21 protein-coding genes are annotated in these 20,976 nt (G+C 61.4%); 11 read left to right on the forward strand and 10 right to left on the reverse strand.

The genetic code is table 11. The features are described from left to right. Positions 1–460 precede the first annotated feature (460 nt). Positions 461–1,570 (forward strand): guanosine monophosphate reductase, encoded by a 1,110-nt coding sequence (locus G9C82_RS14730; RefSeq protein ID WP_127014515.1) that lies wholly within the window; start codon positions 461–463, stop codon positions 1,568–1,570. Between the two features lie 60 nt (positions 1,571–1,630). Here the strand turns inward: G9C82_RS14730 and G9C82_RS14735 are convergent, their stop codons facing one another. Then, positions 1,631–1,909, reverse strand: coding sequence for a hypothetical protein (locus G9C82_RS14735; protein WP_049919378.1), 279 nt, complete (start codon positions 1,907–1,909; stop codon positions 1,631–1,633). Positions 1,910–2,241: 332 nt separating this feature from the next. Further along, positions 2,242–4,311: a formate dehydrogenase subunit alpha gene (gene fdhF / locus G9C82_RS14740; RefSeq protein ID WP_127014516.1), complete on the reverse strand. Its 2,070-nt coding sequence runs from the start codon at positions 4,309–4,311 to the stop codon at positions 2,242–2,244. Positions 4,312–4,516: 205 nt separating this feature from the next. Here fdhF and G9C82_RS14745 point away from each other — a divergent pair, with 205 nt between their 5' ends. From G9C82_RS14745 to G9C82_RS14755, 3 genes are read left to right on the forward strand one after another with little or no spacing between them, the layout of a single operon-like run. Beyond that, on the forward strand, positions 4,517–6,430 hold the full coding sequence (locus tag G9C82_RS14745) for a NosD domain-containing protein (protein ID WP_127014517.1): 1,914 nt from the start codon (positions 4,517–4,519) through the stop codon (positions 6,428–6,430). Next, entirely contained in the window at positions 6,427–7,152 is a 726-nt protein-coding gene (locus G9C82_RS14750) for an ABC transporter ATP-binding protein (protein WP_004965665.1), read from the forward strand. Before G9C82_RS14745 ends, G9C82_RS14750 begins: the two co-directional genes overlap by 4 nt. Then, positions 7,149–7,961, forward strand: coding sequence for an ABC transporter permease (locus G9C82_RS14755; protein ID WP_127014518.1), 813 nt, complete (start codon positions 7,149–7,151; stop codon positions 7,959–7,961). Before G9C82_RS14750 ends, G9C82_RS14755 begins: the two co-directional genes overlap by 4 nt. A gap of 74 nt (positions 7,962–8,035) precedes the next feature. Here G9C82_RS14755 and G9C82_RS14760 read toward each other — a convergent pair whose 3' ends face one another. The 5 genes from G9C82_RS14760 to G9C82_RS14780 form a co-directional block, all read right to left on the reverse strand. Continuing rightward, entirely contained in the window at positions 8,036–8,563 is a 528-nt protein-coding gene (locus G9C82_RS14760) for a helix-turn-helix domain-containing protein (RefSeq protein ID WP_127014519.1), read from the reverse strand. Between the two features lie 70 nt (positions 8,564–8,633). Then, positions 8,634–9,200: a nitrous oxide reductase accessory protein NosL gene (locus G9C82_RS14765; protein ID WP_049919381.1), complete on the reverse strand. Its 567-nt coding sequence runs from the start codon at positions 9,198–9,200 to the stop codon at positions 8,634–8,636. Positions 9,201–9,257: 57 nt separating this feature from the next. Next, positions 9,258–9,578, reverse strand: a complete 321-nt coding sequence (locus G9C82_RS14770; protein ID WP_004965673.1) for a hypothetical protein — start codon at positions 9,576–9,578, stop codon at positions 9,258–9,260. A gap of 138 nt (positions 9,579–9,716) precedes the next feature. After that, on the reverse strand, positions 9,717–10,139 hold the full coding sequence (locus G9C82_RS14775; RefSeq protein WP_007188444.1) for a universal stress protein: 423 nt from the start codon (positions 10,137–10,139) through the stop codon (positions 9,717–9,719). Positions 10,140–10,307: 168 nt separating this feature from the next. Continuing rightward, complete coding sequence (locus tag G9C82_RS14780) at positions 10,308–10,787, reverse strand: pyridoxamine 5'-phosphate oxidase family protein (RefSeq protein WP_127014520.1); 480 nt, start codon at positions 10,785–10,787, stop codon at positions 10,308–10,310. A gap of 214 nt (positions 10,788–11,001) precedes the next feature. Here G9C82_RS14780 and G9C82_RS14785 point away from each other — a divergent pair, with 214 nt between their 5' ends. From G9C82_RS14785 to G9C82_RS14800, 4 genes are all read left to right on the forward strand, one after another. Then, positions 11,002–11,451: a DUF2267 domain-containing protein gene (locus G9C82_RS14785; RefSeq protein ID WP_004965680.1), complete on the forward strand. Its 450-nt coding sequence runs from the start codon at positions 11,002–11,004 to the stop codon at positions 11,449–11,451. Between the two features lie 253 nt (positions 11,452–11,704). Further along, positions 11,705–12,607 carry a universal stress protein gene (locus tag G9C82_RS14790; protein ID WP_007188446.1) on the forward strand — a complete coding sequence of 301 codons (903 nt, stop codon included), beginning with the start codon at positions 11,705–11,707 and terminating at the stop codon, positions 12,605–12,607. A gap of 125 nt (positions 12,608–12,732) precedes the next feature. Next, positions 12,733–13,167, forward strand: a complete 435-nt coding sequence (locus tag G9C82_RS14795) for a pyridoxamine 5'-phosphate oxidase family protein (RefSeq protein WP_004965685.1) — start codon at positions 12,733–12,735, stop codon at positions 13,165–13,167. A gap of 221 nt (positions 13,168–13,388) precedes the next feature. Next, on the forward strand, positions 13,389–15,974 hold the full coding sequence (locus tag G9C82_RS14800) for a calcium-translocating P-type ATPase, PMCA-type (RefSeq protein WP_127014521.1): 2,586 nt from the start codon (positions 13,389–13,391) through the stop codon (positions 15,972–15,974). Between the two features lie 15 nt (positions 15,975–15,989). On the opposite strand, the gene G9C82_RS14805 is transcribed toward G9C82_RS14800, so the two are convergent. The 3 genes from G9C82_RS14805 to G9C82_RS14815 form a co-directional block, all read right to left on the reverse strand. Beyond that, positions 15,990–17,414 (reverse strand): FAD-dependent oxidoreductase, encoded by a 1,425-nt coding sequence (locus G9C82_RS14805; protein WP_127014522.1) that lies wholly within the window; start codon positions 17,412–17,414, stop codon positions 15,990–15,992. Positions 17,415–17,626: 212 nt separating this feature from the next. Further along, entirely contained in the window at positions 17,627–17,986 is a 360-nt protein-coding gene (trxA, locus tag G9C82_RS14810; protein ID WP_004965691.1) for a thioredoxin, read from the reverse strand. 161 nt (positions 17,987–18,147) lie between these two features. Then, positions 18,148–18,552 carry a helix-turn-helix domain-containing protein gene (locus G9C82_RS14815; RefSeq protein ID WP_127014523.1) on the reverse strand — a complete coding sequence of 135 codons (405 nt, stop codon included), beginning with the start codon at positions 18,550–18,552 and terminating at the stop codon, positions 18,148–18,150. Between the two features lie 241 nt (positions 18,553–18,793). Here G9C82_RS14815 and G9C82_RS21040 point away from each other — a divergent pair, with 241 nt between their 5' ends. The 3 genes from G9C82_RS21040 (at position 18,794) to G9C82_RS14830 (ending at position 20,975) form a co-directional block, all read left to right on the forward strand. Next, positions 18,794–19,381 carry a hypothetical protein gene (locus tag G9C82_RS21040; RefSeq protein ID WP_011222591.1) on the forward strand — a complete coding sequence of 196 codons (588 nt, stop codon included), beginning with the start codon at positions 18,794–18,796 and terminating at the stop codon, positions 19,379–19,381. Between the two features lie 593 nt (positions 19,382–19,974). Next, positions 19,975–20,415: a DUF302 domain-containing protein gene (locus G9C82_RS14825; RefSeq protein ID WP_127014524.1), complete on the forward strand. Its 441-nt coding sequence runs from the start codon at positions 19,975–19,977 to the stop codon at positions 20,413–20,415. Further along, complete coding sequence (locus G9C82_RS14830; protein WP_011222590.1) at positions 20,415–20,975, forward strand: class I SAM-dependent methyltransferase; 561 nt, start codon at positions 20,415–20,417, stop codon at positions 20,973–20,975. Before G9C82_RS14825 ends, G9C82_RS14830 begins: the two co-directional genes overlap by 1 nt. Position 20,976 lies beyond the last annotated feature (1 nt).

Raw genomic sequence — 20,976 nt, forward strand, 5'->3', positions numbered from 1 at the left:
TCTCCCACCCCCACAGCAACGTCCCATCCTTTTACGGGATTGGCGGAGCCGTGCGTTCCGGTGATGACTGCACTGAAATTACCACTATGCTAGGAGTTACCACAAAAAATATGTCGAACGGTGAATTACAATTATACGGGTTCTGGTCCCCGCTTTGGGCCCTTTCCTACTTTGCGCCCACTCGCCCCACCCCATGTCTCGGGTCCAGAACCCATCCGTGCCTCTGACTGCAGTGGGTGGCACACACGGTGCCCATCGCCACCCGTCATCCGCTTTCCTGCAGGAGCGCAACACCTACCTTTTCCAACCATGCTTCTGAGGGAACTGCTGTTACTATGGGTCGGTAGCTTCGCTCGCTCTAGTGAGGATATCCGCGAGTTCCTCGCGGTCGAACAGCTGTTCGCCTTCGGGAATTCTAATCCGAGACCTTTTGTGCTAGGAGGAGTTCCTTTAGCGGGGTATGAACGAGTTACGCACTGGATTGAGTTATGGCGACGTTCTTCTCGTCCCGAAACGATCACCGGTCGACAGTCGGAGCGACATCGACCTCTCAACGCCGCTTACTCCGACCGTCGAACTGGACACGCCGCTCGTCTCCGCGGCGATGGACACCGTTACGGAGGCAGAACTGGCAATCGAGCTTGGACAGTCTGGCGGATTCGGGGTACTACACCGGTTCCTGACGCCCGAGGAACAGGCCGAGCAGGTCGAGCAGGTGACGGAGGCAGGTGAACAGGTCGGCGCAGCCGTCGGCATCAATGAGGATTACGTCGCACGAAGCGCGGCCGTGATTACGGCCGGTGTCGATGCGCTCGTCGTTGATGTGGCTCACGGTCACCTCAACCGCGCGCTCGACGCCGTCGAAACCCTTGCAGACGAATTTCCTGACACCGATATCATCGCCGGCAACGTCGCGACGCCAGCGGGTGTCGAGGACCTCGCTGCCGCCGGGGCCGACTGCGTCAAAGTCGGTATCGGACCCGGGTCCCACTGTACCACCCGGAAGGTCGCGGGTGCTGGCGTCCCCCAGCTGACCGCCGTTGATGACTGTGCCACGGCCGCCGAAGACTTGGATGTCACTATCTGCGCGGATGGCGGGATTCGCACGTCCGGTGATGCGGTGAAGGCCCTCATGGCCGGGGCGGACACCGTAATGCTCGGGAGCCTCTTTGCCGGCACAGAGGAGGCCCCCGGTGTTGTCGTCGAAGTCGATGGGACGCGGTACAAGCGGTCACGCGGGATGGCGACCACCGCGGCGGCCGAGGACCGTGATGACAAGCAGAACAACGTCAGCGCCGACGAAGGCGTTGAGGCACTGACCCCGTACAAAGGCTCGGTCGCTGCTGTGGCCGAGGAGTTCTGTGCTGGCATCCGCTCCGGGCTCTCCTACTGTGGCGGGCATACCATCGCTGCGGCTCGCGACAAGGCGGAGTTCATTCGTGTCGCCCAGAGTGCGAAAGAACGCGAAGGGTTCCACACGGACCACGATTGGGAAGGCGTCAACGTGGAGAGTGAAGCGACACAGGTCCGCGACGCCGGCACCGAGGCGACAGTCGACAGCGACGACTGAACTGCTAGCAGGCTGTTCCAGAAGCGCGCCGACCCACCGCTGTCGGTGTAGCCGCCGTCGTTACTCGCTGTCTCCACCAGTCGCTGCCGGGCCATCGTCCGCTTCCTCAGCGCTCTGTAGCAGGAGATCGGTCCCGGCTGCGGCGACCATCCCGACACCAACCGCGCGCAACTGTCGGCGATACGCTGGCTTCACCGTGAGCTGGGACGCGTTCTCGAAGTTCTTCCCGATCATACGCTTGATAAGCTTGACACTGATCTGTGGGAAGAGCGCAGTTACGACGCCCTGAACGAGTACCACTGCCGCAGTGAGTTTCCGGTTCTTTTGACTGCCCATCATACGTATAACTATAGTTGCAAGTGGGATTACCATTGCGCCTAATCCACTGCCGTGAGAAACGTAGAAATTGTTTTATCCTCCCTTACAGCGAGCCGGTAGCTCTAGTACTCCGCAGGCTGGCTCTCTGTCTACCGACAGCTGTCTAATAGTGACTGCTATCTGTCATTTATGCATCGACCGTACTACGCCGTGCGGTCGTCCCGACACCCAGTTACAGCAATCAGTATGAAACCACACCGCTGGAACTCACCGAGTTGGATGCTACTCTCCAGACCTACGTCTTCGCCCCTCTCAGGCGTCTTCAGAGTTTCTCCAGAGCGTCTCCGGACCCGTTAGTTATCGTCTGTGCTAGCCGATGACTTCTGCACCTGCACCGCCGAATGCTTATATTCTGGAATCTCGGCGACAGGGTCGAGGGCATCACCGGTTAGTGCGTTTGCGAGCGGGTCCAGATAGTGGAACGTACAGAACACAACCCCGGGCCGGATAGCCGCCGTGACAGCCGCTGATACTGTCACGCTGCCGCGGTCGTTCTCAACAATGACAGTATCGCCGTCCTCGATACCCCGAGCGGCAGCGTCGTCCGGGTGGATCTCAAGCACGTCCTCTCCACGCATCCGCATAAGTGTCTCCGACCGGTGGGTGAGCGCGCCGCTGTTGAAGTGCTGGAGCGCGCGCCCCGTCGTGAGGACGAGTTGCTCCCCGGAGACGGCATCGGCTGGCGGCGTCGGCGAGACCGGGCGCAGCGGCGCGGTTTGCTGGCCCGAAGCGAACGTCTCCGTGTGGAGAACGTCGGTGCCGGAATCGGCGTCCGCCGGGAACGGCCACCGCTGGTAGCTGTCGCCGATGCCGTCGTAACTCATGCCGGCGTACAGCGGATTGACCCGCGTTAGCTCTTCGAACACCGCTTCCGGACCGTCGTAGTCGAACGCGTCTGACCGGCCGACCAGCCGCTGGCCGAGGCCGGTGAGGATGTCGAGGTCACGGCGAGCGTTTCCGGGCAGGTCAGCGTTCGGCCGCATCCGCATCACCCGCCGGTCAGTGTTGGTCACCGTCCCTGCCTTCTCCGCCCAACTGCTTCCCGGGAGCACGACATCGGCGTGGTCGACGGTCGCTGTCTCGAAGAGGTCGATGACGACGCAGAAATCGAGGTCGTCGAAACCGGCCCGGACAGAACTGGCGTTCGGTTCCGTGACAGCCGGGTTCTCACCGAAGACGACTGCAGCTTTGACGGAGTCACCGAACTGGTGTGTTGCAGTCGTCTCCGTCAGGCCGGGCTCGCTCGGCGGTTCGACGCCCCACTCGTCGGCGAGACGCTGTCGGGCATCCGCATCAGTAACGGGCTCGTATCCGGGGAGCACGCTGGGAAGCGCGCCGACGTCGCCGGCCCCTTGGACGTTGTTCTGGCCACGGAGCGGGTTCACGCCCGTGCCCGGGCGACCGACGTTGCCGGTCAGCAGCGCGAGGTTCAACAGCGCGTGCACGTTGTCGGTCCCACACGTGTGCTGGCTCATCCCCATTCCGGTGACAATCGCCGCGCTATCGGCCTTGGCGTACGCCCGAGCCGCCTCCCGAACGGTTTCCGGGTCGACGCCGGCCACGTCGGCACCCGACCCGACGTCGACATCATCGAGATGTGCTGTCAGGTCCGCGTAACCGGTCGTCCGTTCCTCGACAAAGGACTCATCGACGAGTCCCTCATCGAGGACGACCTTCGCCATCGAATTGAGCAGTTGGATATCGTATCCGGGGCGAACGTCGAGGTGGATGTCGGCGGCCTCGGTCGTGTCTGTCTCGCGCGGGTCGATATGAATGAGCGTGGCGCCGTTGCGAATCGCCGGCAGGAAGTACGAACGGAAAATGACAGGATGCTGTTCGGCCGGGTTCGCGCCGGTGACGAGCAGGCAGTCGGTTTCGGCGAGGTCATCGAGTGTGTTCGTCATCGCCCCGGCACCGAGGCGCTCGCTCATCGCGGCCACGGTCGACGAATGACAGAGACGAGCGCAGTTGTCGACGTTGTTGGTGCCGAGCATCCGCGCAATCTTCTGAAAGACGTAATTCTCCTCGTTCGTGCAGTTCGATGACGCGAAGAACTCGACGGCGTCTGGCCCGTGCTGGTCGATGATTTCCCCGAGTTGGTCGGTCACGCGAGAGAGGGCGGTCTCCCAGAGTGCGGTGACGAAACGCCCATTCTCCCGGACCAGTGGCTCGGTTAGCCGGTCTTCGTGTTCGACTACGTCGAATGCGGCTCCGCCTTTTGGGCAGATCTCTCCTTTCGTGTTCACTGGCCCCGCTGTGCCGGTCGCCTTCCCGTTGCCCGCGTACTGTATCGTACAGCCAACGCCACAGTACGGACAGACTGTCTGCTCGGCCCGGGGATTTCGGTTCTGGTCGGTGCCCATTTCTACGTAACATAATAGAAGCGCAGCTACAAGTAGTCAGGCGGTAAAACGTAGGCGATTTTATAACCGTGAGGATACCCACACCACTCGAACGCTGTCAGAGCTGGGGTCTGGACTGGTGTGGCTGGCCCTGTGTGCAGGTGCGCCGCCAGTTTCGAGAGCCACACCACATACTGTAATGGGACCTCGCTCGTAGTGCCGGTAGATGCGACCAGCTCTGACGACTGTGCAAGTTTTCGCGCTACTCGCGGTAGCTCTCAGTACACTGGTCTTCGCTGCGTCGTTCGCCGTCGACACCACCAGCGCCCGCCCCGAACCAGTGGCGATCGATAACACTGTGCAACGCGGTGTTACGGCGGCCGACGAACAGATCGCCCGGAATCGGAGTATCAGCGTCCCCCGCGCGCAAGTCTTCTACTCACAGTACCGCTACGTCGTCAGCTACGTCGGTATCGGTCAGGCCGTGACCGCGCTCACGGAACCGGGCCACGAGCAGCAGTTCGGCTATCCACTCGCGGTGTACGTTTCAGACTACAGTGACAGGCCGGTCAGGTGCGGCGACGATGGCTCGCTCCGGACCGCCACACCGCCGGACTGGGTCGAAGCCAATCAGGCCCACTACGTTGTCGATGGCTCGGCGCGAGTCCCGTCCGGGCCGGCAGTTGTGCCCTTCGCTGACCGGGACGATGCCGCGGCGTTCACCGAGACGTGCGGCGGGCAAATAATCGACTGGGAGACGCTCAAGACCTACTCGTTCGACCTCAAACAGGCGGAAGCAGTCCGAAAACAGGTTGGCCCGCGACGAAGCGATGCGGACGCCACTGTACAGGCGGCACGACAGCACCGAAACCGACTTGTCTCGGTCGAAGTTGGAACAGACGCCCCGACGGTTCAGGCCGCCGTCGATGCGGCACCGCCGAATACGACCGTCGTTGTCCCGGCTGGCACCTACAACGAACAGGTGATGATAGACAAGCCACTCACCCTCAGCGGTCCCGGAGCGACGCTTGACGGGGGCGGCAACGGAACTGTCGTGACCGTGACTGCCGACCGCGTCGGCGTCACTGGGTTCGAAATCACTGGCATCGGCAACACGACGGTCGGCGACCCGACACAGAGCAACGACAGCGCCTGGGACGCCACCGTCACGACCGCCTACGGCAACAGCGATGCCGCCGTGACCGGCCGGAACGCGTCCGGGCTCTACGTTGCGAACCTCAGCGTCGAGACACCCGCCAGCGGCGTCGTGCTGCGGCGGACACCCGGCGCGGTCGTCGAGAATGTCACGGTCAACGGGACGGCAGACTGGCAGGACGGGTTCATGGGCGTTATCGGGATGCACGGCCCGATTGTCGTGCAGGATTCGGTCTTCAACGGCGGACGTGACGGCGTCTACCTCCACCGGGCCGACGGGACCGCCGTCCGGAACAACACGTTCCGGGACAACCGCTTTGGCGTCCACCTGATGTACACCTCCCGGTCGCTCGTTGCGGACAACGTCGCTCGGGGACAGGAGTACGCCGGCGTCGTCGTCATGACGAATCCCGTGGCAAACGCCATCGTCGGGAACGACGTGCGCCACTCCGGCAGCGGCGTCATGTTAGCCGGGTCCCGGAGCTATATTGCGCACAACGTGGTAGTCGACACTACGCAGGCGATGTCGACAAACGCCGACCGGTCACTGTACGAGCACAACGTCCTCTACGGGAATGACATCGGGGTGCGGGCCTCAACAGTCGTCCCGTCGAACATCGTCACCGAGAACGATTTCATCGCGAACGACCGTCACGCTATCTCGGGACCGGGGCCGCTGCGCGTGTACACGCACGACGGCAGGGGGAACTACTGGAGCGGCGCGTACGATCTCACTGGCGGGACTGGCCCGGTGTTGGCCCAGTCCTACTCGCCCACCGATTCTGTCGACCGCCGTCTCCACCAGACCGACGCTGCGGTCGTCCTCAGGGCGGCACCGAGTGTCCGGGGGCTCCGGGCGCTCCGCGGCACCACGCCCGGATTCCGCCGGGGCAGCATTGTCGACAGGGCTCCGCTGGCAGACCCTGCGAATCCTGAGACCGTCAGGCGTCTTCGAAACGAGACATCGATGGAGGGGGCAGCATGACTGGCGAGACGTACCTCACGGCAAACGAAATCACAAAAACGTACGGTGATGTGACAGCCGTCTCGGAAGTGTCACTCGACGTGCCGTCCGACGCCGTGACCGGGTTCATCGGCCCGAACGGGTCCGGGAAAACGACGCTTCTGCGCATACTTCTGGGCGTCGAGCGACCCACCAGCGGCACCGTCTCGTACAGCGGACCTGATGCCGAGCGGCAACTGGGTTACCTGCCACAGCGGCCGACCTTCCGGCCCGGGTTTAGCGTCCGGGAGACTGCCGCGTTCTACGCGGACCTCGTCGACGACGACCCGGACCGACTGCTGGAACGCGTCGGCCTCGAAGAAGTGGCCAGCCGCCCCGTGTCCGGGCTGTCCGGGGGCATGACGCGCCTTCTGGGAATCGCACAGGCGCTGGCCGGCGACCCGCCGATTGTGATGCTCGACGAACCGGCAAGCGGGCTCGACCCGGCAATGAGCCGACTGATATTCGACATCATCGAGTCGATTGCCGACGCCGGTCGTGCCGTGGTTCTTTGCTCGCACGAACTGCCGCTCGTCGAGGAGACAGCCGACAGGCTGGTAGTGCTTGAATCCGGCCGTCTCGTGCGGACTGGGTCGGTAGAATCGCTCCGGGAACAGACCGGCGGGCCGCTCCACGAGACGTTCACAGCGCTTCTGGAACAGGACAGAGCCACTATCGCTGCGCCGGAGGGAGAGCAGGCATGACGGAGGGCAACCGGTTCTGGACCGTTTTCGTGCGGGAAGTCCGCAGTGCGGTCAGGACACGCACCTATCTTGCGCTCGGGCTGGTCACGGGGATTGTCCTGTTCGGGCTCGCTCATGCCGGTGGCGGCCCCGCCGGCGGCTACGTTCCGACCGTCGTCGATACGCTCGTCGCTGTCGAAGTACTCGTCCCGACGCTCGCCTTTGCCGTCGGCTATCGCGCCATTGCCGACCCTGCTACCCGGGGTGAGCTAGATATCCTCGACACCTACCCGCTTTCGACGTGGTCGTACGTCGGCGGGGTGTACGCTGGCCGCGCCCTGCTGTTGCTCACCATTGTCGTCGTCCCGTTGCTGGCGCTGGGCATCAACGTAGCGACGACTGCAGGACCGGAGACGACGGTGTTTGCGAGCCACCGCGGTGTCGATTCCCCGTTCCTGTTCATCCGATTCATCGCACTAACAGTCCTGTACGCGCTCTCGTCGCTGACTATCGCGTTCCTGCTGTCAGCGCTCGCCGGCAGCCGGGGCCGAGCACTCGTGCTTGCACTCGCCGGGCTGCTTGTCCTCACTGTCGGAAGTGACCTCGTGGTGTTCGCGGCGCTTGACACCGGCGTCACCACGGGCACGCTCGGCGGCGCGCTCGCCATGACGCCGGCGGGGGCGTACCGCGGCCTCGTGTTCGATCAGGTCCTGTACGTCGCTGTCCCGGGCCGCTCAGCGTTCGTCCCGACGTGGGTCGCCGCCCTCTCGCTCCTGTTCTGGTGGGGACTCACGTTTGTGGGGGCGATGCTTGCGACGGATGCGGCCTGATACTGACGGCTGTAAGCCCGGAAAGAATGACGTCCTCTGAATATCCCGCAGTAGTTACGGCCGAAAGTAGCAGTTCAGTCGTCGTCCGAGGCGGCTGCGAGCCCTTCGTCGACCAGCCGCGTGAACCGGTCGATGAGACGGTCCGTAAGCGATGGTCGGACCACCGCGAGCAGCCGCTGTGTCGCGTCCGGATCGCTCAGAACCACGACAACACGCCCCCGTTCGCCGTACGACTTTTCGAGTATCTCCGCGTCGGCCAGTGCCGAAACGTGCCAGGAGACAGTACTCCGGGCGACGCCCAGTCGGTCGGCCAGTTCGTCTGCCGACAGGGACTCCGCTTCCAGCAGATGTAGAAGAATCGTCCGCGCGGTCTCCCGCCGGGCAAAGGCAAGCACACGTCGCTCCCAGGGGTCGTACTCCCGGCTGTAATAGTGCGTTTTACCTTGAATCTCTTCGGCGACGATATCGCCGGCACGGCGCAGTTTCCGCAGGTGATACTGTGCCTGCCCGGTCGCAATATCGAGGTCGGCCGCAAGTGCGTTGAAATGGACTCCCGGTTTGGAATCGACATGGGAACGCACTTGCTCAGTAACCGTGGACATAGTCTTCAAGATAGCTTTCCACCCACCGAGGCAACAGGGTATCGGGCGTTCTCACCGCGTGGGAACTCGCCTACATCCCGCCAACCAGTTCTCGCGATATGTCTTCTGCGGGGAGGGTCTGACCGCCGTACTCTTCGGCAAATGACTCGGCGTCCGCGCTGTCGCTAAACGGAACGATAGCCGTCCCCATCGCGCCCTCCACGTCGGAGTTCGCAACGACGGTGAGTTGCCCCACCGGCGCGAACGCCTCGGCCTCCAGATGCCGGGAGATAATTGTCTTGCCCCCGTCGGTCCGAATCTCGTAATCGGTTGTGCTGTAGTCGGTCAGGAACGTCTCCGCGGGGGTCCACCCCGATTGCTCTTTGGCGAATCGGTGGCGATACGTGCAGGTCGTACTGCAGAACCGTGCCGGCGGGTCGTGGCCCTCGGGCGTGTTGTCCTGATAGTACGTCTGGCCGACCGGACCCGGGTGCTGGTCGATGACCATCCCACACTGGTCACAGTTCTGGCCGCTTTCGATGCTGACCGGGTCGATTTCTTCACTGTTTCCCAGGCATCCAGAGAGTGACACGACTGCCACAGTCCCAGTCCCGGCCAAGAAGCATCGTCGTGTGAGGCCTGTTGCATGTTCAGACATACTAGATGCTACGCTGAACGACACCAAATGGTTCATGGTGCGACCGTCGAAACGCGGTCAGTCGGGGAGGCTCGGCGGCGCGACTGAATAGATCGCACTCAGTACCAGTAGCGCGATGAGGAAGTCGAACCCGTGTTCAGTGAGGTGGTGTACGACCATTGGGACAGCACCGAGGACGGTCCCGATGCCGACCACGGACCGAAATACCAGCAACCCGATAGCGACGGTCAACAGCACGTACGGCCGCGACCGGCGGCGGTATGTACTGACTGCGGCGATGGAAAACAGCGCCAGCGTTCCGAGCGCAGAGAGGCTCAGCACGGCGATCAACAGCGCCGTTTGACCGGGGCCGATCCAATCAGCCGTGGGTTGGAGCATCTCTCAAGAGTACGTTTCGAGCGGTCGCACTGGAATCGGTTTCGGTCGCAGTCGCTGTCGCGCCTGAATCCCAGTCTAGGATGTATTCTGGACACCGATATCCCAGTGACTACCCGTTCGAACAGGTGTGTGGTCCTCTCAGGTCGCCACCAGAACCGGGCGTCCCGCGTTCTGGACGACCCGGTCGGTCACACTTCCGATCTGGTCGCCTTTGCTGTGGGAATGGCCGTGGTATCCGAGCACTATCAGGTCGGCGTCGACTTCGTCGGCATAGCTGATAATCTCCACGTACGGTTTCCCGTGGCAGCAACGAGTCGTGACCTCAACGTCAACTGCGTCGCCTCTCTCGGCGACTTCTGCGAGTTCATCGTTCCCCCATTCCTCGACCTCGATGGTTTCCAGCTCCATACTGCTCAGGGCCGGCTCCGCGTGTCGGTCCGTGTCGACAACGAAGACGGCGTGAAGCTCGGCACCGTGTTGCTCAGCCTGTTCAAGTGCGTGTGTCGCTGCGCGGTTCGCGTCAGCGCTCCCGTCGGTCGCAACCACAATCGTGTCGTACATACTAGAGTAAGGGGCGCCCTCCTATTTCAATCCGCTGACGAATCTCAAACGATAATAATCTGTTGTCACATACTGCGGCCGTCTACAGATCAGCGGCTAGATTTCGTCGAGATGCTGTCTATCGACCTTTCAAGAGCGCATACGGCCTTTTGTCATGAGCCAGCGCAGTCATGGTTCGATATTTTCCCGAAAGTCGGGCGCCAATCCGGTCTGTCGGATACCGGCAAGCTCCGTTATCTCGAACTCGTAGAGTGCGACCCCGCCGGAGGTGGTAGCCGTCTGGAGCGTGTTGGGCCGCCAGGCGTTCTGTGTCATCGCCGTGATCTCCGACCAGTCGTCCTCTGGCACACTGCTGATATCGCCAGCCAGCATCACGCTCTGCCACTCAAACGCGGTGTCGATGTCATAGACGAGAAACCGGCCGCGGCCGGCCCGCTCAGTCAGTTCCGCTTTCTGACTTGCTTCGCCCAGCAGGTAGGTGAAATACAGGCACGCCCCGTCGTCAAAGCCATACGATAGCGGCAGCAGATACGGAACATCTGCCGTCGGAAGCCCCAGAACTCCGGTTGAGTGTGTCGCGAGAAATGCCTGAATCTCGTCCTCGTCCATCTGTTCGAGTCCGTACTCCGCTAGTTGGTCGATTGTCATAGGTCGCGTCTGATCATCCAGTTACGTATCACGAATGCAACCCCACGCTAAAAAAAGTAGAGCGGGCGATTCAGGGCAGTTTGTCATGTGGCAGAGACTGCTGGACCGACAAAACCACCCGTTACTCGTCGACCGGTAGTACGTATGCCCACTCATTTTCATCCAGTGGGAAGTTTCATGCGCCTCTATAGTGTTGTAATCCCAACATTAGCGCATGGACTACGATGAGTTCACCGGCGAAATACAGCACAGGCTCGAACTACCCGGCACTGGTGAGGCCGTTCGTGCGATTCGCGCGACACTGCTGCCGCTGGGACAGCGCATCCCGGAGGAAAACGCCGAGGACTTTGCCGCCTCGCTCCCGATGGAAATCAATTGGTACATGACCGGTGCTGTCCACGACCACGGCCAGCGGTTTGACTGGACGGAGTTCGTCGAGCGCGTTGCCGACATAGAGGGTGTTGACCCGTCGGACGCAGCGTATCACGCACGCGTCGTTGTTGACCTGACGCACGCTGTGGTTCCAGCCGCTGACTTTCAGGACCTCCGTGACCAACTGCCTGAAAGCGAGGGCGCTGAAAACTGGCGTGAACTCTTCAGAATGGTTGATGCCGGTGGCTGGGGTGAAGCCGAAGAGGCGCAAACTGGCGGTGGCCCGCAATAGTTCGCTGAAGACTATCAGATGGACAACCAGTAGCCCATCTCACGGTATTTTCCAGATGACTATTTTTCTGATACATTCTGCTCTTCTCTGTCCGATTGTTTCGTTCGCTCAAACTCTGGGAGACATACCAACAAAAACTGTTGTGAACGCGTGCGAGACACTCGAGACGCCGCCCTCAACAACTGGATTTCTAATAGCGTGAGAATCGCGACTGCAGTTTATTTACTGACAGCAACAAGGTGTAAACACAGCGATGTTTGATTCAATTCTGGTTCCAACCGACGGCAGCGAACACGCGACCCGGGCCGCTGAACACGGGGCAGCGCTTGCACGTGCGTTCAGCGCGAGCCTGCACGTCATGGCTGTCATCGATACACGAACAGCAGGCGGGCCATTCAGCGGCGGCGATCTCGAAGACGAGACACTCGACCGCATGACGGCTGACGCCGAAGACACAGTCACGGCCATCACAGACGCAGTGGACGCCGCTGGAGCGATACAGACGACTATCCGCACGGGCAATCCCGCCGACGAGATATGTGCATACCGCGACGACCACGATATAGACCTGATTGCAATGGGCACACACGGTCGCACAGGTGTCGGGCGATATCTCGCCGGGAGCGTGACAGAGAGCGTTGTTCGGCACGCCGATGTCCCCGTTTTCACTGTCCGCGCCACCGAACAGAGTCGCAAGACCGACTCCTACGATGATATTCTCGTCCCGACGGACGGAAGCACAGCCGCAACAGCCGCTGTCGAACCGGCCTGCGAGATTGCGGCGCAGTTCGATTCCCGCCTTCATGCTCTGAACGTCGTCAATCTTGGCGATGTTGCGACCGGTTCGGAATACACGTTGCCGACAGACCTGATTGATACGCTGGAAGCACAGGGTGAGAAAGTCACCGAGCGGATTGCAGCGCGAGCCCGCGAATCCGGCGTCGAAACTGTCACACAGGTCGTCGATGGATTCCCGGCGGCGGATATCCTCGATTACGCCGAGGAGAACGACATCGATCTGATCGTGATGGGGACGGCCGGTCGAACTGGGCTCAATCGGTTCATCATGGGAAGCACGACAGAACGGCTCATCAGACACGCCGACATGCCTGTGCTGGCAGTCAACGCCCGAGATCAGCGTGTCGACGAGGCCTGAAACAGGGACACTCGTTTCTGTCTGTCAGCGTCCGACTGCGTACGCTGTCCGCCATGTCCCCAGCGGGCGGCAGGCAGATACGACACGACCATGCACTTATTGTTGTTCCTGTCGTGACAATAACTATGTCCGCGGAAAACCCGGTTACGATGACCGACGAGGAACGGGACGCGCTTCTGGACAACGGGGGGACGGGCGTCCTCTCGCTCGCCGCCGGTGACGCGCCGCCACACTCGGTTCCGGTCTCATATGGGTACGACACGCCGACCACCACCTTCTATTTCCGGTTGGCTGTTGGGACGGAGAAGTCGAAAGGCGAACTCAGCGACCGTCCAGCGACCTTCGTGACCTATCACGAGACGGAGACCGGATGGCAGAGTGTGGTCGCCAGCGGTCGACTTGAAGACATCGAGCGGGAAGGAATCGAGACGGAAACGCTAGCGGGGCTCGAACACGTCGAAATTCCGATTATCGACATCTTCGAACGCCCACTCCGCGAAGTGGACTTCGGATTCTACCGTCTCGTGCCGGATGACCTCACGGGACGGACCGAACCCTAGTGCGAGACGGCCCCCCACGCATCACTCATCACTGGGGCTACATTACACGATTTCAGGACTCACCGTCACATCGGCGTCTCGAAGTTGGTCTTGCTCGCTCATTTTGATGCGGCTGTCACGAACCAAACACGACCGTCCCACCGTCGAAACCAGCGTCTCAACGCAGAACCGCCGTACTGTGGAGGCAAACACATATCAACACAGCGGCAGATCAGAGTTCCATGTCCGAAGCCGCCCACACGCAACCAACTACCGACGTTCTTTCGCGGCTCGACAGCGAGTCTGCTGGGCTCTCGGCATCGGAAGCCCGAACTCGACGCGACAGATACGGCGAGAACGAGATTACACGGGGGAGCGAACGGACACCACTCGACATCGCTGTCGCCCAGTTCGATAGCGCCCTTATTTGGGTTCTCGTTGCGGCCGCGATACTGTCCGTGTGGGCGGGCAACGCAGTCGACGCAGTGTTGATAGCCGTGATTGTGGTCGGGAACGGGCTGTTCGGCTTCGTTCAGGATTACCGTGCAGAGGGCACGCTCGAATCCCTGCGAGAATTGACCGCACCAACAGCGACAGTCCGACGCGACGGCCAGTCCGTTGAGGTCGACGCGACCGAACTCGTCCCGGGCGACGTTATCGAACTGGAGAGCGGCGATGTCGTTCCAGCCGACGCTCGGCTGATTGACTGTCAGTCTCTGGAGGTCGACGAAGCAGCGCTCACTGGTGAGAGTACCCCGGTTTCGAAGGGAACTGACCCAGTAGACGCCGATGCACCGCTTGCGGAGCGCGAATCGATGGTGTACAAGGGCACGAACGTCACACGCGGTTCGGGCGTGGCCGTCCTCACGGCAACCGGGATGGATACCGAGGTCGGGGCCATCGCTCGCCAACTCGCGGGGACGGAGGAAACCGACACACCGCTGCAGACGGAACTCGACACGCTCGGGCGCACGCTCGGCATCGGCGTGATAGTGCTTGCTGCACTTGTGGTTCCACTCTTAGTCTTCCGGGGGACCGAACTGGTTCAGGCGGCACTCACCGCGATATCGCTCGCTGTGGCCGCGGTTCCCGAGGGACTGCCAGCGGTTGTGACGCTAACGCTGGCTCTCGGTGTCCGGAAAATGGCCGACGAGAACGCGCTCGTACGGCGCTTGCCCGCCGTCGAGGCGCTGGGCTCCGTCGATGTCATCTGTACGGACAAGACCGGGACGCTGACCGAGGGGCGAATGTCAGTCAGTCGGATCTGGGTCAACGACGCCGTTGTCGACAGTGACGAAATGTACGGGGACGCCCTGCCGGACCGCGTTGCTACGGTGCTCCGCGCAGGGACACTGTGCAGCGATGCGACGCTCGAAGTAGGCGACCCGACGGAGCAGGCCATCGTCATGGCGGCCGCCGAGTCCGGAATCGATGTCGAACGCCTCCGTGAAGCGAACCCGAGAACGGACGAGATCCCGTTCTCGTCGGAGCGCAAGTGGATGGGCACTGTTCACGATGACACGGTCTACGTCAAAGGCGCGCCTGAAGTCATCCTCTCGAAGTGCGCCCGCGTCCTCACCGATACCGGTCCGGCGGACCTCACCCCTGATAGAGCTGAGCAGATCAGAGAACAGGTCGGTACGTTCGCTGACGACGCGCTCAGGGTGCTCGCAGTGGCGTACACAGAGGATGTCGACGTAGTGGAACGGGATGACACAACTGGCGATGCCGACGATGTCAGTGACGACCTGACCTTCGCTGGGCTGGTCGGTATGATCGACCCGGCCCGCGAGGAAGTCGCCGACGCGATTGCGGCGACCGAGCGTGCAGGCGTTGGGGTGAAGATGGTCACCGGTGACAACGTCAGGACCGCCGCAGCCATCGCCGGCGAACTCGGTCTGGGCCAGCGCGTGATGGAAGGCGGCGATGTTGAGAACTGTTCCGAGGACACGCTTCGCGACCGTGTCGAGTCTGTGGACGTGTTCGCACGCACGTCCCCGGAGCACAAGGTCCGGATTCTGCAGGCGCTGCAGGCAAACGGTCACACTGTGGCAATGACGGGCGACGGGGTCAACGACGCACCCGCGCTGAAAAACGCCGATATCGGTGTCGCGATGGGCGTCCGTGGGACTGACGTGGCTAAACAGGCCAGCGACGTTATCTTGCTGGATGATAACTACGCGACAATCGAGCGGGCAATCGAACGCGGACGGGCCATCTTCGACAACGTCTGGAAGTTCGTCGGCTACCTGTTGAGTGCCAACGTGGCCGAGGTCGCCATCGTGTTTATCGCTTCGCTCTTTGGCTACCTCGTCCTGCCGGCAGTCCAGTTGCTGTGGATTAACCTCCTGACCGACGGTCTGCCAGCACTCGCGCTCGGGGCCGACCCCAAAAGCGGTGACGTGATGCAGCGACCGCCCAGGGACCCGGATCGCGGTATCGTTGACCACGATATGCTCGCCCTCATCGGGGGCACAGGGGTCATCTCGACACTGGTAATGCTCGGCCTGCTACTGGTCACGCTTGCCGGCGCACCCGCAGTCACGCCCTACGCGATGACAATGGTATTCACCGGCTTCGTCTTCCTCGAATTCGAAAAGCTGTACGTGATCCGCTGGCTCCGAGAGACACCGACCCTCTCAAATCGCTGGCTGGCGTCCGCAGTCGGTGGATCGATACTCCTGCAGCTTGCCGTCCTGTACACCCCGCTCAACGTCTACTTCGGGACGGTCCCACTCGGACTCGTCGACTGGGGGCTGATCGGTGGCGTCCTCTTACTCGCCTTACCGCTGTATCTCGCGGTTGCCAGCGGGGTGAAGCGGCTGTAACGGGTCGGGCCGCCCTCACTCCAACTGTCCGTTGAGCACTTTCGCGGCGACTAGCACCGGGTCCCAGACGGGGCTGAACGGTGGGGCGTACGCCAGGTCTAGCCGTTCGAGTTCGTCGATAGTCATGTCTGCCTCGATGGCCGTCGCAAGCGTGTCGATACGTATCGCCGCCCGGTCTTCCCCGACGAGTGCGCCGCCCAGCAGGCGACCACTATTTCGATCGGCGACGAGGGTCACGTCAGTGTCGTCGCCGCCGGGGTAGTACCCTGACCGGGACCTAGCCGTAACCGTCGTCGACACCGGGTCGAAGCCGGCGGCGCTGGCCTGTTCGTGGTCGAGGAGGCCCACGCGGCCACATTCGAGGTCGAACGCCTTCACGACAGCTGTTCCGGCGATGTCGCCGACAAGTGAGGGGTCGCCGGCGACGGTCTGCCCGATTGCGCGACCAGCCCGGTTCGCGGTCAGTCCAAGGGGAACCCAGTCAGGCTCGCCGGTCACGGCGTGGCGGTCTTCGGCGCAGTCCCCGGCGGCGTAGACCCTGTTGACGCTCGTCGCCCCGTACTCGTCGACCGCTACCGCGCCTGAATAGCCAAGGTCGACCGGCGTGTCCGCGAGGAGGGCCGTGTTCGGCCTGATGCCGATACCGACCAGCGCGAGGTCCACATCGGTGGTGCCACCGTCATGGGCAACCGCCGTGACGCGCTCGTCTCTGTTTCCGACAATCTCCTCAACGGCGGTGTCCAGATGCAGTATCACGCCTTGCTCCCGGAGCTGGCGGGCAACGCGCTCGCCGACTGCTTCCCCGAACGGCGGCAGGAGGTGGCCCGACCGCTGGAAGAGATGTGTCTCGATGTTGTGAGCCTGGAACGCCTCGGCCATCTCGACGCCGACGTAGCCGCCGCCGACGATGGCGACTCGCTCCGGTGGTTCCCAGTCGGTGTACTTCTCGACGAGCGCCGTGTCGACGTACTCGATACTCGTATCGACGGCGAATTCCCCCGGCTCGGACAGCGCGGCACGAACCGAAGCAGCCGAATCAAGTCCGTGCATCGTGAGCGCACCATCGAGTTCTGTCCCCGGTATCGGTCCAGTCATCGCGCGTGCCCCTGTCGCGACCAGCAGGTCGCCATATGGCTGGCTAAACGTCTCGCTGTCGTGGGCGACGGCAACCGTCTCGGCGTCGGTGTCGACGCCGACGACTTCGTGGTTCCGGCGGAGGTCGATACCCCGCTCGGCCGCCTGTTCGGGCGACAGCGAGAGGAGGTCCGTCAGCCGCTCGACAGTCCCCTTCACGTAATACGGTGTCCCGCAGTGGGCATAGGACACCCACTTGCCTTTTTCGAAGACAATCACGTCACGGTCCGGTGCCTCGCGGGCGAACTTGCTCGCAGCGCTGAGCCCGGCTGCGTCACCACCGATGACCACGAACGGGTCAGTCATACAGACTCTCGTCTCGCTACGGTACTAATGGTTGAGTGTGGTGTAGGTAACCCGTGATGCCGCTGTGCCCGACACGGATTCAACGCTATTCGTTGGTCTTTCCGCGCCGCAAAAACTGCCTGTCTCCCGTTGTCACGACTGCATGTGGACGAGGTGACCAACTCTCACGCTTCCAGAGCCAACGATGACGAGCCCTGTGTGTCACCGGTTCGTTATTCCGCGTAGGATTCGATAAGCGCCCGGAGGTCATCTTCTCCTTTGACGCCGACGACTTCTTCGACCTGCTCACCGCCGGCAAACAGGATGAGCGTCGGCACGCCCCGGACGCCGTACGACTGAGCGAGTTGCTGGTTGGCGTCAACATCGACTTTGGCGACAGCCGCGTCAGTTTCTGCGGCCAATGTCTCGACGACGGGTTCGAGCATCTGGCACGGGCCACACCAGTCGGCATAGAAGTCCGTGAGGACGAGGTCGTACTTATTAACGACATCATCAAGCTGGTCTGCTCCGTCGATGTGAAGTGGCTCGTTTGTCGTGGTGGTTCCAGCGTCGGATGCAGTATCAGTTGCCATCACCTGAATGTACGCGGCAGCGTCAGATAAGTCTTTGTACATATTGCACAATACTATGAATACTGATGCCCGGCCAGACGAAGTGGGTCAGTTACCGCTTCACAGAGAGAAATCCGCCTGGATCGGGGGCGACAGAGTATGATAGAGAGAAGGACGCGGCGTTAGCTTTCGACGGTCGGGGCTGTGGACTCGGACTGTTCGTACTTGTTCTCGAATTCCTGAATGAGCTGGCCCATCTTCGCGTACCAGTCGTTGAGCATCCGCTGCATCTCGTCTGCTATCTGCGACGGGTCTGTCGGCGAGTAGACGTGGTAGTAGCCGCCTTGGTCGTAGTTGATCTGATCTTTTTCGATGAAGCCCGTCTGGAGAAGCCGCTGGACGGCGCGGTACGCGGTTGAGCGCTCACGATCGACTGCATCGGCGAGTTCGTCGACGGTCAGTGGGTCCTCAGCCTCGACAAGCGCCCGAAAGCACTCCTTGTCGAGTTCCTTGAGTCCGTGGAAACATTCTAATAGGCCCTCACACTGCATATCCCGCCGGAGTTGTTCAGACATCGAATCTGGCATCGTTATCACCTTTTTCTACCCGCTACGCAGTTATAAGACTTGTGTACGGTTCGCACAACTGCACGCAAAAGCTGCCAGCGAACGGTTCGCTGGAAGTCTCGGCCAACTTGTAGAATTAGCGACACAAAGTATTTCTGCGGTAGCTCCCTCCTCACTGACAGAAATAGAAAACGAGGTCCTCGGAAATGATATACGATCACACTGCTTTGGCAGCCACGCGACACATGCGGCCCAGTGAGGTATGAGCAGGTCTGCATCTCGGACACCTTCCCCGGGCGTCACAGGGTTACTCAGGAGTGCGATCCGCACGGGTATCGCTGTATCCTTCGCCGAGGGAATCCGGAGGCGGAGCCCTGGGGCGGTTGTGAATGCTCTCATCGCTTTCGGGGGAGCGTATCTGCCAGACATCTTGGAACGGCGGTGTTCCGTTGAATTTCGGCCGTGGCAGCGGATTTACGTAGAGACAGCGATGCTGACACACGCTGTCGGGATGCTCGGCCCGTACGACGATATCTGGTGGTGGGACAATCTGACCCATATTCACTCGGCGACGGTTCTTGGTGGGCTTATTCACGTACTCTCGCGGCGGTTGGGCGTAGACCCGGAGCAGCGGGTCATTACCGGTGTCGTTACCATGGGCATCCTCTGGGAATTCATGGAGTACATTATTCACGCTTCGTCGCGCCGAGTCGGTCTCGAACCAATACTCGTCTCCTACGGAAAGACTGACACGCTGCTCGATCTCGTCTCCAATCTCGTCGGCGCAATTCTCGTTCTTGTCTTCGGCGACGCTCTTCTCGGGAACCTTGTTCGACGCGAGACTGAATGATTGTCTTCTCTCGTCGATCTCCCTCTGTCCTCTCCATGTTGAACAGTCATCATCCTCATCTGACCGCATCTGGAGATTGCTGACTGTATACCCAGCATTTACGACTCTATTCCTATCAACTCTGGAGTGTTTCTACAGAGCCACGTAACCGTCTCTCTGGTGTTGCTTCCAGACAAGTTATTTTTGTACACTATTTACACTACTAGCCCACATTAAGAGGGTTAGCACGGGGTCCAAGAGTGAAGCGGCTCTGACCGCGGACTCCCGCTATCGGCGTCCCGAGTGTGAGACTCCTCGAACGCTAAATGTGCTGGACAGTCACATGTAAGCCACCGGGGAGGCGTGCGGGGTTCCATGGGCGGGCTCGGCTCAGAGCCCATGGAAGCACTCGCTACCGGCGCAGTTTCCGTGCTACTCTCTACCCGTGTCGGTCCCGAGGAATTGGAGACTAATCCATATTCAGCCTACAGGCTACAGTCGCATCCTCGACGCTTAGCCGCCCTTCTGTTCGATTCCGTATTTGCGAGATCGCGCCACACTACTGAGAGTGTATCCGAAGAGACTTTGCTCTATAGACACAATACAATACACGAATGACGCTCCCAATCGACCCGAGCCAGATCGACCCTGAAGACATCGGCGAACAACAGGCGACGCTCGAAATGAGCCACGAGGACGCGATCGAACACGTCCGGGACGTGTTCACTGACGCCGGATTTGGTGTCCCCGTCGAGTTCTCGCCCTCCGAAATGCTCAACGAGAAGATCGACGCGGACCGTGACCCATACTACGTGCTGGGGGCCTGTAACCCCGAAGTTGCCGACCGTGCCCTCGATGCGACGGATAACAAACTCGGCAGCCTCATGGCCTGTAACGTCGTCATCTGGGAAGAAGAGCCCGGGCAACAGCGTGTCTATCACGTCTCGATTATGCGTATCGCTCGCCTCGTCGGGATGGCACCCGACAACGAGGAGATGGCAGATATCGTCGCCGACACCGGTGAAATCGTTGACGAGGCGTTCCAGAACCTCTAATGGGCTATCACACCTTTGATGCCGGCCGGGCCGACAAGCTCGAAGACGCTCAGGAACGGTACCGTTCCCTCTCCGCTGAAGAGCTCTGCTGGGCGCTGTCGGCCAGTAGTGACGAGACGGTCGCAGACCTCGGGAGCGGGACCGGCTTCTACACCGACGATGTTGCACCGGCCGTCGACCACGTGTACGCCGTGGATATCCAGGAAGCGATGCACGACTACTACCGGAAGAAAGGCGTCCCCGACAACGTCGACCTCGTGACGAGTGCGGTCGACGACCTCCCGTTCGACACCAGCAGTCTCGACGCGGCGTTCTCGACGATGACGTACCACGAGTTCGCTAGCGACGGGGCGCTGCGCGAGGTCGCACGAGTGCTCAAGCCTGGGGGGACGTTTGCTATCGCCGATTGGGCGGCTTCTGGAAGCGGTCGCAACGGCCCGCCCGTCGATGAGCGGTTTTCCGCTGCCGAGGCGACGGATGCGCTCCGCCAGCACGGGTTCACGGTCGAGTTTGAGGCGGTGCGACCGGAAACGTTCCTGCTCGTTGTTAGTGCTGACTAAC

Origin of the sequence: Haloarcula sp. R1-2, assembly GCF_011627385.1 — an archaeon.
GTDB classification, from domain to species: domain Archaea; phylum Halobacteriota; class Halobacteria; order Halobacteriales; family Haloarculaceae; genus Haloarcula; species Haloarcula marismortui.

What these genes read in the sequence shown, in the direction of transcription:
- G9C82_RS14800 (WP_127014521.1), top strand. Translation starts at nt 13,389, where the DNA reads ATGTCCGAAGCCGCCCACACGCAACCAACTACCGACGTTCTTTCGCGG.
- G9C82_RS14815 (WP_127014523.1), bottom strand. Translation starts at nt 18,552, where the DNA reads ATGCCAGATTCGATGTCTGAACAACTCCGGCGGGATATGCAGTGTGAG.
- G9C82_RS14755 (WP_127014518.1), top strand. Translation starts at nt 7,149, where the DNA reads ATGACGGAGGGCAACCGGTTCTGGACCGTTTTCGTGCGGGAAGTCCGC.
- G9C82_RS14805 (WP_127014522.1), bottom strand. Translation starts at nt 17,414, where the DNA reads ATGACTGACCCGTTCGTGGTCATCGGTGGTGACGCAGCCGGGCTCAGC.
- G9C82_RS14750 (WP_004965665.1), top strand. Translation starts at nt 6,427, where the DNA reads ATGACTGGCGAGACGTACCTCACGGCAAACGAAATCACAAAAACGTAC.
- G9C82_RS14795 (WP_004965685.1), top strand. Translation starts at nt 12,733, where the DNA reads ATGTCCGCGGAAAACCCGGTTACGATGACCGACGAGGAACGGGACGCG.
- G9C82_RS14730 (WP_127014515.1), top strand. Translation starts at nt 461, where the DNA reads ATGAACGAGTTACGCACTGGATTGAGTTATGGCGACGTTCTTCTCGTC.
- G9C82_RS14770 (WP_004965673.1), bottom strand. Translation starts at nt 9,578, where the DNA reads ATGCTCCAACCCACGGCTGATTGGATCGGCCCCGGTCAAACGGCGCTG.
- G9C82_RS14785 (WP_004965680.1), top strand. Translation starts at nt 11,002, where the DNA reads ATGGACTACGATGAGTTCACCGGCGAAATACAGCACAGGCTCGAACTA.
- fdhF (WP_127014516.1), bottom strand. Translation starts at nt 4,311, where the DNA reads ATGGGCACCGACCAGAACCGAAATCCCCGGGCCGAGCAGACAGTCTGT.
- G9C82_RS21040 (WP_011222591.1), top strand. Translation starts at nt 18,794, where the DNA reads ATGAGCAGGTCTGCATCTCGGACACCTTCCCCGGGCGTCACAGGGTTA.
- G9C82_RS14825 (WP_127014524.1), top strand. Translation starts at nt 19,975, where the DNA reads ATGACGCTCCCAATCGACCCGAGCCAGATCGACCCTGAAGACATCGGC.
- G9C82_RS14830 (WP_011222590.1), top strand. Translation starts at nt 20,415, where the DNA reads ATGGGCTATCACACCTTTGATGCCGGCCGGGCCGACAAGCTCGAAGAC.
- G9C82_RS14780 (WP_127014520.1), bottom strand. Translation starts at nt 10,787, where the DNA reads ATGACAATCGACCAACTAGCGGAGTACGGACTCGAACAGATGGACGAG.
- G9C82_RS14760 (WP_127014519.1), bottom strand. Translation starts at nt 8,563, where the DNA reads ATGTCCACGGTTACTGAGCAAGTGCGTTCCCATGTCGATTCCAAACCG.
- G9C82_RS14775 (WP_007188444.1), bottom strand. Translation starts at nt 10,139, where the DNA reads ATGTACGACACGATTGTGGTTGCGACCGACGGGAGCGCTGACGCGAAC.
- G9C82_RS14790 (WP_007188446.1), top strand. Translation starts at nt 11,705, where the DNA reads ATGTTTGATTCAATTCTGGTTCCAACCGACGGCAGCGAACACGCGACC.
- G9C82_RS14735 (WP_049919378.1), bottom strand. Translation starts at nt 1,909, where the DNA reads ATGATGGGCAGTCAAAAGAACCGGAAACTCACTGCGGCAGTGGTACTC.
- G9C82_RS14765 (WP_049919381.1), bottom strand. Translation starts at nt 9,200, where the DNA reads ATGTCTGAACATGCAACAGGCCTCACACGACGATGCTTCTTGGCCGGG.
- G9C82_RS14745 (WP_127014517.1), top strand. Translation starts at nt 4,517, where the DNA reads ATGCGACCAGCTCTGACGACTGTGCAAGTTTTCGCGCTACTCGCGGTA.
- trxA (WP_004965691.1), bottom strand. Translation starts at nt 17,986, where the DNA reads ATGGCAACTGATACTGCATCCGACGCTGGAACCACCACGACAAACGAG.